The sequence below is a fragment of the Embleya sp. NPDC020630 genome (assembly GCF_044334985.1).
GTDB lineage: Bacteria > Actinomycetota > Actinomycetes > Streptomycetales > Streptomycetaceae > Embleya.
In genome coordinates, this window is record NZ_JBIRUB010000003.1 from 654,373 (window position 1) to 669,656 (window position 15,284).

Annotated in this window: 15 protein-coding genes and 1 riboswitch; of the genes, 7 read left to right on the forward strand and 8 right to left on the reverse strand. The window is 72.0% G+C overall.

The window, feature by feature from the left end; genetic code table 11:
• Positions 1–524 precede the first annotated feature (524 nt).
• The 6 genes from ACH4XV_RS14295 to ACH4XV_RS14320 all read left to right on the forward strand — a co-directional run bounded on the left by ACH4XV_RS14295 (position 525) and on the right by ACH4XV_RS14320 (position 5,167).
• On the forward strand, positions 525–1,385 hold the full coding sequence (locus ACH4XV_RS14295) for a class II aldolase/adducin family protein (RefSeq protein ID WP_395789532.1): 861 nt from the start codon (positions 525–527) through the stop codon (positions 1,383–1,385).
• A gap of 138 nt (positions 1,386–1,523) precedes the next feature.
• Positions 1,524–2,069: an RDD family protein gene (locus ACH4XV_RS14300; RefSeq protein WP_395789534.1), complete on the forward strand. Its 546-nt coding sequence runs from the start codon at positions 1,524–1,526 to the stop codon at positions 2,067–2,069.
• 187 nt (positions 2,070–2,256) lie between these two features.
• A riboswitch (cobalamin riboswitch) is annotated at positions 2,257–2,466 on the forward strand.
• Positions 2,467–2,493: 27 nt separating this feature from the next.
• Entirely contained in the window at positions 2,494–3,207 is a 714-nt protein-coding gene (locus tag ACH4XV_RS14305; protein WP_395789536.1) for an energy-coupling factor ABC transporter permease, read from the forward strand.
• The gene (locus tag ACH4XV_RS14310; RefSeq protein ID WP_395789538.1) at positions 3,204–3,584 is read left to right on the forward strand and encodes an energy-coupling factor ABC transporter substrate-binding protein; all 381 of its coding nucleotides are present in this window, start codon (positions 3,204–3,206) and stop codon (positions 3,582–3,584) included. The genes ACH4XV_RS14305 and ACH4XV_RS14310 overlap by 4 nt, the downstream gene beginning before the upstream one ends.
• 3 nt (positions 3,585–3,587) lie before the next feature.
• Positions 3,588–4,331: a cobalt ECF transporter T component CbiQ gene (gene cbiQ / locus ACH4XV_RS14315; protein WP_395789540.1), complete on the forward strand. Its 744-nt coding sequence runs from the start codon at positions 3,588–3,590 to the stop codon at positions 4,329–4,331.
• Complete coding sequence (locus ACH4XV_RS14320) at positions 4,328–5,167, forward strand: energy-coupling factor ABC transporter ATP-binding protein (protein WP_395789541.1); 840 nt, start codon at positions 4,328–4,330, stop codon at positions 5,165–5,167. Before cbiQ ends, ACH4XV_RS14320 begins: the two co-directional genes overlap by 4 nt.
• A 12-nt stretch (positions 5,168–5,179) precedes the next feature.
• Here ACH4XV_RS14320 and ACH4XV_RS14325 read toward each other — a convergent pair whose 3' ends face one another.
• The 8 genes from ACH4XV_RS14325 to ACH4XV_RS14360 all read right to left on the reverse strand — a co-directional run bounded on the left by ACH4XV_RS14325 (position 5,180) and on the right by ACH4XV_RS14360 (position 12,420).
• Entirely contained in the window at positions 5,180–6,289 is a 1,110-nt protein-coding gene (locus tag ACH4XV_RS14325; protein WP_395789543.1) for a PP2C family protein-serine/threonine phosphatase, read from the reverse strand.
• Positions 6,290–6,344: 55 nt separating this feature from the next.
• Complete coding sequence (locus ACH4XV_RS14330) at positions 6,345–7,172, reverse strand: Fpg/Nei family DNA glycosylase (protein ID WP_395789545.1); 828 nt, start codon at positions 7,170–7,172, stop codon at positions 6,345–6,347.
• Between the two features lie 138 nt (positions 7,173–7,310).
• Positions 7,311–7,778, reverse strand: a complete 468-nt coding sequence (locus tag ACH4XV_RS14335) for a ribose-5-phosphate isomerase (RefSeq protein ID WP_126642621.1) — start codon at positions 7,776–7,778, stop codon at positions 7,311–7,313.
• A 37-nt stretch (positions 7,779–7,815) separates the two neighbouring features.
• On the reverse strand, positions 7,816–8,562 hold the full coding sequence (locus ACH4XV_RS14340; protein ID WP_395789547.1) for a hypothetical protein: 747 nt from the start codon (positions 8,560–8,562) through the stop codon (positions 7,816–7,818).
• 119 nt (positions 8,563–8,681) lie between these two features.
• Positions 8,682–9,278, reverse strand: coding sequence for a biotin transporter BioY (locus ACH4XV_RS14345; protein WP_380002908.1), 597 nt, complete (start codon positions 9,276–9,278; stop codon positions 8,682–8,684).
• Positions 9,279–9,449: 171 nt separating this feature from the next.
• Entirely contained in the window at positions 9,450–10,847 is a 1,398-nt protein-coding gene (locus ACH4XV_RS14350; protein ID WP_395789549.1) for an aldehyde dehydrogenase family protein, read from the reverse strand.
• A gap of 131 nt (positions 10,848–10,978) precedes the next feature.
• A complete protein-coding gene (locus ACH4XV_RS14355; RefSeq protein ID WP_395789551.1) occupies positions 10,979–11,665 on the reverse strand; it encodes a hypothetical protein in 687 nt (228 codons plus the stop codon).
• A 125-nt stretch (positions 11,666–11,790) separates the two neighbouring features.
• Positions 11,791–12,420: a disulfide bond formation protein DsbA gene (locus ACH4XV_RS14360; protein WP_380029062.1), complete on the reverse strand. Its 630-nt coding sequence runs from the start codon at positions 12,418–12,420 to the stop codon at positions 11,791–11,793.
• Between the two features lie 267 nt (positions 12,421–12,687).
• Between ACH4XV_RS14360 and pepN the strand changes: the two genes are divergently transcribed.
• Entirely contained in the window at positions 12,688–15,231 is a 2,544-nt protein-coding gene (gene pepN / locus ACH4XV_RS14365; RefSeq protein ID WP_395789553.1) for an aminopeptidase N, read from the forward strand.
• Positions 15,232–15,284 lie beyond the last annotated feature (53 nt).

Consider the following 15,284-nt stretch of genomic DNA (forward strand, 5'->3'; position numbering starts at 1 on the left):
CTGGATCGGCGTGGGGGTGGTGCCATCTCCGCCCAACTCCTCGCGATCGGGCTCCTGGACGCGGGCGCTCGCGTGGGCGTGCCCCGGCGGCCCGCCTCGGTCCTGGCCCGCGACCCCGCCCCGTCGCCCCGGCCGGACCCGGGCGCCCCCGCGGCCGGCCGTGCGCCGATATTCGCGACCTCCGTGGAATGCACTCCCCCGCCGCTCACCTCACGCGCCCCTTCCCCCTGTATACGTCCGCGCGTACTTTTCCCGTCGCCTTCGAGCGGGTCCGGGAATTCGAGTTCGACTGCTTCGGACTCGACCTCCCGGACTCGCTGAACGGCAGCGTAGGAGCGGCCCGAAGGCAGTCGTGGGCAATATTCGATTAATTGCCGGAAACCCGATCCGCACGGCGTTCGGACGCTAGAATCCCGGGCCGCGCGCCCCCGTGCGATCCGGCGCCCGCGCAAGGCTGTCCTCGGATGTGACTCGCGGGTAGCGTCGGCGGCACCCGTGCGCGCCCCGAGTCCGAGGAGATGGACATGTCCGCCACCGATGCGCCCCGCCCCCAGGACGGCCCGCCGAGCACGGGGCGGTCGGCGCCGCCGCGACCGGTCTCGCCCACCGATCTGAGCTTCGCGCTGCCGCCCACGTTCGAAACCGTGGAGCAGGAGCGCCGGCACCGCAAGGAGCGACTGACCGCGGCACTGCGGCTGTTCGGCCGGTTCGGCTTCGAGGAGGGGGTGGCCGGGCACATCACCGCGCGCGACCCCGGGTTCGTCGACCACTTCTGGGTCAACCCGTTCGGGATGTCGTTCAAGCACATCACCGTGGACGACCTGATCCTGGTCAACCACGAGGGGCAGGTCGTCGAGGGCCGATTCCACGTCAACCAGGCCGCGTTCGCGATCCACTCGCAGATCCACGCGGCCCGCCCCGACGTGGTCGCCGCGGCGCACAGCCACTCCACGCACGGGCGCGCGTTGTCCGCGCTCGGGATCCGGCTGGAGCCGATCACCCAGGACGTTTGTCCGTTCTACGAGGACCACGAACTCTTCGACGACTACGCGGGCGTGGTGCTCGACGCCGAGGAGGGGCGGCGGATCGCCAAGACGCTCGGCTCGCGCAAGGCGCTGATCCTGCGCAACCACGGTCTGCTCACCGTCGGACAGTCGGTGGACGCGGCGGCGTGGTGGTTCATCACCATGGAGCGCTCCTGCCAGGTCCAGCTGTTGGCCCAGGCGGCCGGCGAACTGCGGCCGATCTCGCCGGAGAACGCGCGGCTGACCCGGGAGCAGCTCGGCAACGACACGGTGGCGTGGATCAACTACAAGCCGCTGTACGACGTGATCAGCCGCTCCGAGCCGGACCTGTTCGGGGTCGACGGCCCGATGACGATCTGATCGTTTTCGGTCGATCCCGCCGATCGATGATCATTTCGCCGCCGCCCGATCGGGCGGATTGTCCGCCGACCGGGCGCAATCTCCGCGAGATCGGCCGTGCCGGGAGTCAACCCGCCCGGTTGCGGAAAGTACAACACCATGTACGAACGGAGCCTTCCGCAGCGCTTCGCGCGCTCGGCCCATCCCGTCGGGCCACGCGCCCGGGTGTGGCTGCCGACGATCGAACATCGGGTCGGTCCGTCGTTGCTGTACCGGCGGATCGGCCAGTTCGCGGTGGACGTGATCGCCTCCGCGCTGCTGCCCGGCGCCGCGATGTTCCTGTTCGTGCTACTGCCCACCCACCCCGACGGTTCGATCCGCAGCGGTCCGCTCACCGCGACGATCACCGCCGGTGTGCTCGTGGTCGCGGTGGCGATCCTGTTCTGGTACTGGGTGCTGCGGCCCGCCGAGCACGACGGGCGTACCTGGGGCATGCAGGCGTTCGGGATTCGTGTGGTCGACGTGTCCGGTGGTCGGGCCGGGCGGCGCCAACTGGCGATCCGTTGGGTGCTGCTGTGCGTCGACGCGTTCGCGCTCGGTGTGATCGGGTTGGTCGCGGTGCTCACCAGCGAGCGGGGCCAGCGGATCGGCGACCGGGTCGCGGGCACCCTGGTGGTCCGAGGACGCGGCCCCGGACTGTGCTGAGGGCCCGCTTCTCCCTCCAGCAGGGGCGGCTGGTCCCACGATCGCGAGCGTGCCTCGCTCCGCGCTCCCGCCCGGACGGGCCGTCGTGCGCCGCCCCGGAATGCGGCTATTGCTCCGCCGCTCCGTCCGCCTTGTGGTCTTGCGCACGGTTTGCAGATGCCACCTTGTCGCCATGTCCACTCGACCACTAGTGTCGGCTCGCCGTGGTGCTCGGGAAGCCGGTTCGATGCCGGCGCGGCCCTCGCCACTGTGATCGGGAAGTTCTCCTCCACCCCCGCGGGAACGTTGATTCGTCGCCTCGGGAAGCCACTGGGACCGCTGTCGCGGACCCGGGAAGGCGGAGACGTGAACGCACGACCCGTCAGCCAGGAGACCGGCCACGGCGATCGTCCGTCCACGAGGTGTTGGAGAGGGACCCTTCCTCATGCATATCGCCGAGGGCTATCTGCCCTGGGAACACGCCGCCGCCTGGGGCGTCGCGTCGACCCCGTTCGTCGTCCACGGTGCCCGCGCGCTCACCCGCGAGGTGCGCGATCGGCCCGAGAACACCCTGCTGCTCGGCGCGTCCGGCGCCTTCTCGTTCGTGTTGTCCGCGCTGAAGATCCCATCCGTCACCGGCAGTTGCTCGCATCCCACCGGCACCGGCCTGGGCGCCATCCTGTTCCGGCCACCGATCATGGCGGTGCTCGGCACGATCACCCTGCTCTTCCAGGCGTTGTTGCTCGCCCACGGCGGGTTGACCACGCTCGGCGCGAACGTGTTCTCGATGGCGATCGTCGGCCCCTGGGCCGGCTACGGCGCGTACCGGCTCGCCCGCTCGCTCCTGGACCGGCGCGGCGGCACCATGCCGCTGGACGTCGCGGTGTTCGCCGGCGCGTTCGTCGCGGACCTGAGCACCTACTGCGTCACCAGCGTGCAGCTCGCCCTCGCCTTCCCCGACCCGGACAGCGGATTCCCGGGCGCGCTGGCCAAGTTCGGCGGCATCTTCTCGCTCACCCAGATCCCGCTGGCGATCAGCGAGGGCCTGCTGACCGTCCTGGTGGTGCGCCTGCTGCGCCAATCCAGTCGCGGTGACCTGATCCGCCTCGGCGTGCTGAGCGACGCCCGGCCCGTGCGCGAGGAGGAGAAGAGCAAGTGAAGCGCTCGACGAAGATCAACCTGCTGCTCGTGCTGGCCGTGGTGCTGCTCGCGGCGCTGCCCGTGGTGTTCGGCATGGGCGACGACAAGGACGAGCCGTTCACGGGTTCCGACACCCGGGCCGAGACCGCGATCACCGAGAACGACCCGGACTACAAGCCGTGGTTCAGCCCGCTGTACGAGCCGCCGTCCGGCGAGATCGAGTCCGGCCTGTTCGCGCTCCAGGCCGCGCTCGGCGCGGGTGTCGTCGGGTACATGTTCGGCGTCAAGCGCACCCGCCGAAAGCTCGCGCCCGAGGCGAGCGACACCCCCGACGGGTCGGGCCCGGGGCCCGATCCGGCCGCCGCGCAGGACCCGGTATCGGTTCCGGGTCGCTGACCCGTGCTGCCGATCGACGCGGCGGCGCATGCCAGTGCCTGGCGCCGCCGCCATCCGGCCGACAAGGCCGTGCTCTCCTTCGGGCTGCTCGGGTGCGCGGTGGCGCTGCCGCCGTGGCCCGGCGCGGTGCTGGTCGCGGTCGCCGTGCTGACCATCGCGCTCGGCTTCGCCGAGGTGCCCGCCCGACGACTGTGGCGGGCGGCCCGCGCGCCGCTGGGATTCGCGGTGACCGGCGCGCTGACCCTGCTCGTGTCGATCCGCGCGGACGGCGTCGGCTGGGCGCCGGACGGGCCGCGCCACGCGGGCGAGTTGGTGGCCCGCTCCGGCGCGGCCGGTTTGGCGATGTTGTTGTTCGCGTTCACCACGCCGCTGTCGGACGTCCTGCCCCGGCTGACCCGGGTGGGTGTGCCGGCGGCCGTGGTGGACGTGGCGGCGGTGATGTACCGGATGTTGTTCCTGCTCTACGACACCACCACCCGGATCAACCAGGCCCAGGCCGGGCGGCTCGGGCATCGCACCCGGCGGGCCCGGTGGCGCTCGGTGGCCGGGCTCGGGTCGGCGGTGTTCGTGCACGCCTTCGCGCGGGCCCGGCGGCTGGAGGAAGGGCTGGCCGGGCGCGGCTACGACGGGCGGTTGCGGGTGCTCGTGGACGAGGTGCCCGTCTCACGCGGCTTCATGGCCCGGTCCGTGTTCCTCGTGGCGGCGGTCGTCGTCGCGACTCTTCTTCTGGGATCGGTGATGCCGTGATTCCGCTGCGGGTACGAGAGGTCGGCTACGCCTACGAGGACGGGCCGCCGGTGCTGAGCGGGTTGTCCCTGGCCGTCCCGGCGGGCCGGGCGCTGGCCCTGCTCGGGCCGAACGGCAGCGGCAAGACCACGCTGCTGCGGCTGTTGACCGGTGGCCTGGTGCCGGGCTCGGGTCGGGTGGAGCTGCACGGCACGCCGATTCGGCACGACCGCAAGGGACTTGCCGAACTGCGCCGGGTGGTGCAGCTGGTCGTGCAGGATCCCGACGACCAGCTGTTCTCCGCGTCGGTGGCCCAGGACGTCTCGTTCGGGCCGCTGAACCTCGGGCTCGCGCCGGACGAGGTGCGCTCACGGGTGGCCGAGGCGTTGGCCGCGCTGGGCATCGCCGACCTGGCCGAGCGGCCGGTGCACCTGCTGTCCTTCGGGCAGCGCAAGCGGGTCGCGATCGCCGGCGCGATCGCCATGCGGCCGCAGGTGCTGGTCCTGGACGAGCCGACGGCGGGCCTGGATCCGGCCGGTCAGGAGGCGCTGCTCGACACGCTCGCCGAGCTGCGTGCCGCCGGGACGACGGTGGTGATGGCCACCCACGACGTGGACCTGGCGCTGCGCTGGGCCGACGACGCGGCCGTGCTCGCCGACGGGCGGCTGCACACCGGGCCGGCCGCGGACCTGCTCGCGGACACCGCGCTGCTGGCCGCCGCGAGCCTGCGGCCGACCTGGGCGCACGCGGTGGCCGCGGTATTGATCGCGCACGGGGTGGCCCCGCCCGGCACGCTGCCCCGGACCCCGGCCGAACTGACCGCCCTGGCGCTGCCCGCCCGGCCGCGTACGCACTGACCGCGGCCGGGCTCAGCGGCGGCGCAGCAGCACCACCGCGCGGTCGTCGCCCACGTTGCGCCCGGCCGCCGCCACGATCCGCCGCGCCGCGTCGTGGAAGTCGTCCCGGACCAGCCGCTCCGCCTCGCCCAGGAACCGGTCGATGCCGGTGGCGATGTCCTCGCCGGGCAGTTCCACCATGCCGTCGGTGAACAACAGCAGCGCGTCGCCGTGGTCCAGTCGGCCGCGCACCCCCTCGAACGTGGCGTCGTCGAGCACGCCCAGAAGCGGGCCGACCGCCTCGACCACCCGCCACCGCCCGGTCCCGGCGATCCAGTGCACGCCCGGCGGGTGGCCCGCCGACAACAACTCGTACTCGCCCGACTCCAGGTCGAGCACCACGTGCACCGCCGTCGCGAAGCCCTCGGCCCATTCCTGGCGGAGCAGGTAGTCGTTGGCGGCCGGCAGGAATCCGTGCGGCGGCAGCGACCCGAGCAGCCCGCCGAACGCGCCGGAGAGCATCAGTGCCCGCGTCCCCGCCGCCAGCCCCTTGCCGGAGACGTCGACGAGCACCACTTCGAGCACCCGCCCACCGGTCGCACTGCGGGCGGCGACGAGGAAGTCGCCGGAGAACGACTGCCCGCCGGCCGGCCGCAACACCACCTCGGTGTGCCACTGCGGCGGCAACACCGGCATCTCGCCCTGTGCCCGCAACCGGTCGCGCAGATCGAACAACATCGACTCGCCGCGCGTCCACTGCACGCCAAGGCGGGTCCGCATCCGGGCCATCAGCAACACGATGCCGGCGACCGCCGCGACCACCAGGACGGAGCCGGCGGTGACCTCGTCGGGGTCGTGCACCCGGTCCTCCGCGACCAGCACCCCGGCGGTCGCCGCGTAGAGCAGCAGCAGGCTGGGCATGCGCAGCACCAGGCCGCCGACCAGGATCGGCAGCACGGGTGCGGTCGCCGGGAACCAGTCGCCGTTCAGATCGGAGAGCAGCCCGCACGCGGTGACCGCGACCAGCAGAACGGCCAGCGCGAAGCGGTCGGAGGGCAACACCCGATGCCGCAGCCAGGCCACGATCCGCCGGCCCCGGCGAGCCAGCGCCGCCCGCCTCCCCGTCCGGCTTGCCCGGTTCATCCTGCTCGTCGGCGCGGCCACCCCGCGACACTACCGAACGGGAACCAACCGGAGGTTACGCCGACGGCTGGCAGGTGGGGCACCAGAACAGATTCCGCCCGACCAACTCGGCGGTCCGCACCGGGGTTTCACAGATCAGGCAGGGCGCGTCGGTGCGCCGGTAGACGTACACCTCGCCGCCGTGGTCGTCCTTGCGCGGCTCGCGACCCATCGCCTCGGGGGTGTGCTCGGGCCGCACCGTGTCGATCCGGCCCAGCCGCACCCCCTCGTGCATCAGCAGCACCAGGTCGGCCCACATCGCGTCCCAGGTGGCCCGCGCCAGCCGTTTGCCCGGCAGCTTGGGGTCCACTCCGAAGCGGAACAGCACCTCGGCGCGGTAGACGTTGCCCACACCGGCGAGGACGTCCTGCTCCATCAGCAGCGCGCCGATCGGCTTCGCGCTGCGCTCGATGCGCCGCCAGGCCGCGGCCGGGTCGGCGTCCTCGCGCAGCGGATCGGGGCCGAGCCGGGCGTGCACCGCGTCCTTCTCGGCCCGCTCCAGGAGCCGGCACGCGGTCGGTCCGCGCAGATCGGCCCAGCTCGCCCCGCCGGGCACCTTCGCGGCCATCCGCAGCCGGACCTGGCCGACCGGCTCCGGCAATTTCTCGCCCTCGCCGAAGGAGAACTGTCCGTAAAGGCCCAGGTGCACATGCACGAAACGCTCGCCGGGGAACTCCAGGAACAGGTGCTTCCCGTGCGCGTCGGTATCCACCAGACGCTCCCCGTCGAGCAGCGCGGCGCTCTCCGCGAAGCGCCCCTGCGGACTGCTCAGCCGCAGCGGCACGTCGGCGAAACGCTCCCGGTGCTCGGCGGCGAGACGGTGAATGGTGTGGCCCTCGGGCACGCGGCCTCCAGCGCTGCGACGGATGGGGACACGGGCGGTGTGTCGCCCTCCACGCTACCGACCCGCACCGACACGCGGCCGCCCCCGACCGGACGGACCGATCGGGGGCGGCGGGAGGTGCGGGGTACGGGGCGCGGGCTACGGCAGGGCCGGCAGCTCGCCGGTGTTCTCGTACTTGGTCAGCATGGAGATCCGCCGGGTGTGCCGCTCGGCCTCGCTGTACGGGGTGTTCACGAAGACCTCGAGGAACTTGGTCGCGTCGTCGAGAGTGTGCATGCGCGCGCCCATCGAGATCACGTTCGCGTTGTTGTGCTCGCGGGCCAGCGACGCGGTCTCCTCGCTCCACACCAGGGCGCAGCGCACCCCCTTGACCTTGTTCGCCGCGATCGCCTCGCCGTTGCCGGAGCCGCCGAGGACAACGCCCAGGCTGCCGGGGTCGGCCGCGACGCGCTCGCCGGCGCGCAGACAGTACACGGGGTAGTCGTAGGAGTCGGCCTGCACGGCCGGGCCGCAGTCGACGGCCTCGTGGCCGTTGGCGTCGAGCCACGCGATGAGGTGCTGCTTGAGGTCGTAGCCGGCATGGTCGGAGCCGAGGTAAACGCGCATGGGGCGCAGTCTCTCAGGCCCGGTCCCGAACGTCCCCTCAGGGCCGGTATCCACCGGGTGGCGTGTCCGGCGCACCGGTCGGCCGCGGCGGCGCGGTGGGCGGCGGCCCGGCCGGACGGATGGTGGTCGGCGCGTCGTAGGGCGACTGCGCGCCGTAGCCGGGGTGGCCGGAGGCGGGCGGGGCGCCGTAGCCGAAGGGCGGGCCGTATCCACCCGGTGACAGCGGCGAGGCGGGCGGCCCGAAGCTCGCCGCCGACCGGTAGGCGGCCACCGCCGCCAGACCGACCAGCCAACCGAGGACGACGCCGAAGTAGGCCCCGGCCTGCGCGTTGGCCATGACCCGGTCGAAGCCGGAGCCCTCGGAGATGGTCACCTCCTCGTCGTTGGCGATGGCGACCACGGTCAGTCCGTTCACGGCGCCGCCGAACACCAGCGAGAACCAGCCGACGACGAACGCGGTGAACCCGCCGGACCGTTCGCCCAGACCCCGCGCACCGAGCGCGAGCACCGCGGCGACCGCCACGAGCAGCAGCGCGAAGCCGACGAATCCGGCGGTGACGTAGCGGGTGGTGAAGGTCTCGCCGAACTCGTCGCCCAGTTCGTCCCGATCCACGATCCACAGCGGATAGCCGACGATGCGCAGCAGCGTGGTGTACCACTTGTCGCGATCGCTGCTCTCCTTCCACGCCTCCTTGAAGACCCACTGGTTGCCCAGGCCGGCCACGAGGAGGAAGGCGACGACGGTCCCGCTGACGGCGATGCGCTTGCTTGCCCCCGGTCTCATGACACGAGGTTAGGCGTCCCCGGGCGTGCTTCGCCAAAGAAAACCGGACCCCGATTCCCATGTGTGGGAAACGGGGCCCGGGCTTTCGACTTCCGGCGTCCGAAACGCGTGACGAGGCGTCAGCCGCGCCGGCCGACCAGCTTCCAGGCGCTGGGCAGCAGCGCCATCGCCAGCGCGATCTTGACCGCGTCGCCGAAGAGGTAGTTGCGCATGCCGATCTCGTACGCCTGCGACATCGAGATGCCCAGGTCGTGCGCGAGGTAGGTGAGGCCCGCCGCGTAGATCACCGCGTTGCCGAGGAGCATCGTGCCGGCGGTGCGCAGCGGGCTGCGGTCGGTGCCGCGCTGGGCCAGGAAGCCGGCCACGGCCGCCGCGAGCACCATGCCGAACACGTAGCCCAGGGTCGGGAATCCGGTCCCGGAGGTGCCCTCCGCGAACCAGGGCATCCCGGCCGCGCCCAGGCCCAGGTAGAGCACCATCGCGGCGAGCCCGCGCCAGGCGCCGAGCGCGCTGCCGGCGAGCAGGACGGCGAAGGTCTGGCCGGTCACCGGCACCGGCGAGCCGGGCACCGGGACGGAGATCTGGGCGGCGAGGCCGACGAACGCGGACGCGCCGACGATCAGCGCGGCGTCACGAACGGCCGCGCCGCGAAAGACGCGGGCCGGGACGAGGTCGGCCAGAACGGGGCGGCGCGCATCGAGAAGGGCAGTGCTCACAGCGGACTCCACACTCTTGTGTTGCGGGACCCTGTGAACTTAACCAATCGGACATCGAGCGGTCACAGTGGTGCCCGACAACGTACGGATCCGCACTTTGTCGAACACCACCGAAACGACCCACCGCTACCGCAACGCCCGGGAATTCCGGCGCTTCGCAAGCGCGGCGCCTCAGAACTGCAGCGCTTTGACCTCCAGGTACTCCTCCAGGCCGTGGCGCCCCAGTTCGCGCCCGTTGCCCGACTGCTTGTACCCCCCGAACGGCGCGATCGGGTTGAACGCGCCGCCGTTGATCTCCACCTGCCCGGTACGCAGCCGGCGCGCGAACGCCACCGCCGCCTCCTGGGTCGGCGCCCACACCGCGCCGGACAGGCCGTACGGGGTGTCGTTGGCGATCCGCTCGGCCTCCTCCTCGGTGTCGTAGGCCATGATCGACAACACCGGCCCGAAGATCTCCTCGCGCGCGATGGTCATCTCGGGGGTGACGTCGGTGAACACGGTGGGCCGCACGTGGTAGCCGACCTCGACCCCCTCGGGCAGCTCCGCACCGCCCGTGGCCAGCGTCGCCCCCTCGGCCAGCCCCTTGGCGATGTAGCCGCGCACCCGCTCGAACTGGGTCGCGTTGACCAGCGGGCCGAGCCGCTGTGCCGACGCCTCGGCGGCGGCGGTGGCCAGCTCGACCGCGCGCGGCAGGTCGTCGCGGTGCACCAGCATCCGGGTCAGCGCGCTGCACGTCTGACCGCTGTTGCGAAACGCGCCGTCGACGCCCGCCCGAACCGCCTTGTCCAGGTCGGTGCCCGGCAGGATCACATTGGCGGACTTGCCGCCGAGTTCGAGCGCGACCCGCTTGATCGTCGCCGACGCCAGCTCCGACACCCGGGTGCCGGCCCGGGTCGAGCCGGTGAACGAGACCATGTCCACGTCCGGGTGGGACGCGATCGCCTCGCCCACCACCGGACCGGTGCCGGAGACCAGGTTCACCACACCCGGCGGGAAACCCGCGTCGTGCAGGATCTCGAAGAACAGGTGCGCGGCCTGCGGCGCCACCTCGCTGGCCTTGACCACCACGGTGCAGCCCGCGATCAGCGCCGGGGCGAGCTTGTTGGTGATCTGGTGCAGCGGGTAGTTCCACGGGGTGATCGCGCCGACCACGCCGACCGGTTCGCGCACCACCAGCGAGGTCCCGGCCTGCTCCTCCCACGGAAACTCCTCGGCGAGCGCGATGTAGCTCGCGAGCACCGTCAGCGGCAGGCCGACCTGCACCCGCGAGGCCAGCCACGCCGGCGCGCCCATGTCCTCGGTGATCACCTCGGCCATCGCGTCCGTGCGCTCCGCGAGCAGGTCCCGGGCCTTGGTCAGCAGCGCGGCCCGCTCGGCCGGGGCGGTGGCGGCCCAGCCGGGGAAGGCGCGCCTGGCCGCGGCCACGGCCAGGTCCACGTCGGCGGGTGTGCACTGCGGCACCGTCGCCACGACCTGTTCGGTGCCCGGGTCGACGACGTCGATGGTCTCGGTGGACGAGGGCGCCGTCCACGCGCCGTCGATGTAGATCGTGTCGTAAGCCTTGCTCATGCCGCCGGACTCCTCGCCGTTCGCCGCTGGTGACCTCCCCCGAGCGTACGGCGACACGGATACGATCCCCAGCGCCGACCCGAGCGCCCCCGCGACCGGCCCGAGCGGTCCCGCGCCGCCGGCCGCGCCGGTCAGCCCGTCGGACCGTTCGAGGTCCACACCAGTTCGCCGCTGTGTCCGGTCACCGGGAACTCCCGGGCCAGGCCCACCTCGTGCAGGCGGGCGAGCGGGGTGAACGACATCCCGTACTCGTCCTTGTCCTTGTCGAAACCCCAGTCCTTGTACACCTCCACCCGGTACACCAGCCGCACGTCGGGCAACACCGGCGAGCCCGGGAGCGCGGTCGTCCCGGGCAACACCTCGATCCGGCCGGTGATCCGGTACTGCAGACCGCGCATCGCCAGCCACCAGTCGATGTCGTCCGCGCGGCGGATGAGCACCCCGTGCCAGTGCGTGGTGGTCTCGAAGACGCTCTCCGTGCCCTCGCTGTCGTGCCAGCGGATCGCCGCGAGCGCCCACCACTCCTCGAAGTGGGTGAGCGCCGCGCGGCGAAACGGCTTGGCCCGCAGCGGCAGGGCCGGGTCGATCACGAACGGCGCGCCGCGGCCGACCAGGTAGTGCCGCAGCGAGGCGGCGCCGGTCCGCAGCCCCACCAACCGCCACAGCGGGACCAGCGCGCGCAGCCCCACGGCCAGGACGCGATCGCGCCACCGGGGCATGCGCGACGCGTAGGGGGCGTTGCCGTTGGGTGTGCGCGGATCCGGCCGCCCGGTTCGGGAGGTGTGGATCACACTGCTCTGGCGTTCCGGAGCCGTCATTTATCCAGATTAATTAGCTTTGTTTTACTTTGTAGTCGATGGCGAGCCGGAATCGACAGGTTTCATCCGGTCAGTCGAAACCGCCGGCGGCGGTGCGAACCGCCGATCCCGGCCCGGCCGGATCGTCAGTCGAAGATCGGCCCCTGGTCCCGAGTGCGCTTGATCTCGAAGAAGCCGGGAGTGCCCGCGACCAGCACCACACCGTCCCACAGCCGGCCCGCGTCCTCGCCCTTGGGCGCCGGGGTCACCACCGGGCCGAAGAAGGACACGCCGTTGACGCTGATCACCGGGGTGCCGACGTCCATGCCCACCCGGTCCATGCCGTCGTGGTGCGACTTGATCAGCGCCTCGTCGTACTCGGTCGAGTCGGCCGCGTCGGCGAGATCGGTGGGCAGCCCGGCCTCGGTCAGCGCCGCCTCGATCATCTCGCGCGAGAACTCCTCGCCGCCCGGGTGCCGACGGGTGCCCAGCGCCGTGTACAGCGGCAGCAGTACCTCGTTGCCGAATCGCTGCTCGGCGGCGATGCACACCCGCACCGGGCCCCAGCCGCGCTCCAGCATCTCCTTGTATGCCTCGGGTATGTCGTCCCGACCGCTGTTGAGCACCGACAGGCTCATCACGTGCCACTGCACGTCCACGGGGCGGATCTTCTCCACCTCGAGCATCCAGCGCGAGGTCATCCACGCCCACGGACACAGCGGGTCGAACCAGAAGTGCGCGACGTCGCGGGCGGAGCCGTTGTCCTTGGTGGTCACTGCGGGGTTCCTCTCGGTCCTGATCTCTGGTCGTGCACAGTCTCTGGTCGTGCAAGGTGCTGCCTGGTACCGCCTGATGCCGCCTGGTTCGCGATGCGGTACGCCCGGCCGACGACGAAGCGCCGTGCGGACATACCGGCGTCCGCACGGCCGGCGTCGACTGTGCAACGGGCGACCGCGGTGCGCCATTCCCGAACAACCGGGCCGACAGGCGCCCCCGCGCCGTGAAAGGATCGCCGGGACCGCAGCCAACCAGGGAGTGATCCAGTGCCCGGCAGGAACCTGACCCGCGAGGAGGCCCGCGAGCGGGCCCGGATCCTGAGCGTCGAGGACTACGACGTCAGGCTCGACGTCAGCACCGACAGCACGGAGACGTTCCACTCCGAGACGGTGCTCCGTTTCGGATGCCGAGAGGCGGGTGCGGCCACGTTCGTGGACCTGCTCGCCCCGGAGGTACACGAGGTCGTGCTCAACGGCCGTGTACTCGATCCCGCCGAGGTCTTCGACGGCACTCGCGTGCTGCTGACCGATCTCGTCGAGGGCGCCAACGAACTGCGCGTACTCGCCTCCTGCGCCTACAGCCGCACCGGCGAGGGTCTGCACCGCTTCGTCGACCCGGTCGACGATCGGATCTACCTCTACACCCAGTACGAACCGGCCGACTCGCGCCGGGTGTTCGCCAACTTCGAGCAGCCCGACCTCAAGGCCTCGTTCCGGTTCTCGATCACCGCGCCGGCCGACTGGCGGGTGGTGTCGAACTCGACCACCCCGGAGCCGGAGCCGGTCCGCGAGGGGGTCGCTCGCTGGGACTTCGCCCCGACGCCGCGGATCTCCACCTACCTGACCGCGATAGTCGCCGGTCCGTACCACGCGGTCTTCGACACCTACACGAGCGACGCCGGCCTGGTCGTCCCGCTCGGCGGCTTCTGCCGCGCTTCGCTGGCCGAGTCGTTCGACCACGAGGAGATCTTCGCGGTCACCAAGCAGGGCCTGGACCTGTTCCACGACCGGTTCGACTTCCCCTACCCGTTCGGGAAGTACGACCAGCTCTTCGTGCCCGAGTACAACCTCGGCGCGATGGAGAATCCGGGCGCGGTCACCTTCACCGAGGAATACGTCTTCCGCTCCAAGGTCACCGACTCCGCGTACGAGGGCCGCGCCAACGTGCTCCTGCACGAGATGGCGCACATGTGGTTCGGCGACCTGGTCACCCCGCGCTGGTGGGACGACCTGTGGCTGAAGGAGTCCTTCGCGGACTTCATGGGCTCCTACTCGCAGGGCGCGGCGACCCGCTGGACCGACGCCTGGACCAGCTTCGCCGCCCGCCGCAAGGACTGGGCGTATCGCCAGGACCAGTTGCCCACCACCCACCCGATCGTGGCGGTGATCAACGACCTGGAGGACGCCAAGCTCAACTTCGACGGGATCACCTACGCCAAGGGCGCCTCGGTGCTCAAGCAGCTGGTCGCCTACGTCGGCGAGGACGAGTTCTTCGCGGGCGCCCGGTCCTACTTCCGCACGCACGCCTGGGGCAACACCACCCTCGCCGACTTCCTCACCGCCCTGGAGGAGACCTCCGGCCGGGACCTGAAGTCGTGGTCGGCGGACTGGCTGGAGACCTCCGGCGTCAATACGCTGCGGCCGGAGATCGAGACCGACGCCGCCGGGGTGATCACCTCCTTCGCCGTGCTCCAGGAGGCCGCGCCGGGCTTCCCGACACTGCGCCCGCACCGGATCGCGATCGGCCTGTACAACGGCGCCGAGCGCGTCGCCCGGGTCGAGGTGGACGTGGTCGGCGAGCGCACCGAGGTACCGGCACTGGTCGGCCGTGTCCGCACCCCGCTGATCCTGCTCAACGACGACGACCTCACCTACGCGAAGGTGCGCTTCGACCCCGAGTCGTGGCGGGCGCTGCTCGACTCGCTCGGCACGATCGAATCCTCGCTGGCCCGCGCCCTGTGCTGGGGCGCGGCGTGGGACATGACCCGCGACGGCGAGCTGTCCGCCCGCGACTACCTGGACCTGGTGCTGCGGCACGCGGGTCGGGAGAGCGACGTGGGCGTGGTGCAGAAGCTGCACACCCAGGTCAAGACCGGCCTGGACCACTACACCGACCCGGAGTTCCGGGCCGAGGCGCTGCACCGGCTCGCGAGCGGCGCCGCCGACGAGCTGCGGGCCGCGCCTGCCGGCGGCGACCACCAGCTGGCCTGGGCCCGCTGCCTGGCCTCGGCGTCCGCGACGCCCGACGAACTCGCCTTCCTGCGCGAGCTGCTGTCCGGCGCACAGGAGATCCCCGGGCTGGCCATGGACACCGAGCTGCGCTGGGCGATGTTGCGCGCGCTGTGCGCGGGCGGCGCCGCCGACGAGCCCGAGATCGCCGCCGAACTCGACCGCGACGGCACCGCCGCCGGCCGGCGGCACGCGATCGAGTGCCGCGCCGCACGGCCCACCGCCGAGGCCAAGGCCGAGGCGTGGCGCCTGGCGGTGGAGACCGACGAATTGCCCAACGCCACACTCGGCGCGGTGATCGCCGGCTTCGCCACCGCCGGCCAGGAGGAGCTGACCGAGCCGTACGTCGACCGCTACTTCGCCGCCCTGGCGCCGGTCTGGCAGGACCGCTCGATCGAGATCGCGCGGCGCATCGTGGTCGGCCTGTACCCGTCGGGCCGGATCGACCCCGACACGTTGCGCCGCACCGACGACTGGCTGGCCGCCGCCGAACCGGTGCCGGCCCTGCGCCGCCTGGTCCTGGAATGCCGCGACGACGTGGCCCGCGCCCTCCGAGCGCGCGGGCGCGACCGGCGCAACTGAAGTCCCTCCCGGACCCCGCCGCCGACCGCGGCGGGGTCCGATCCGTCGGCCGC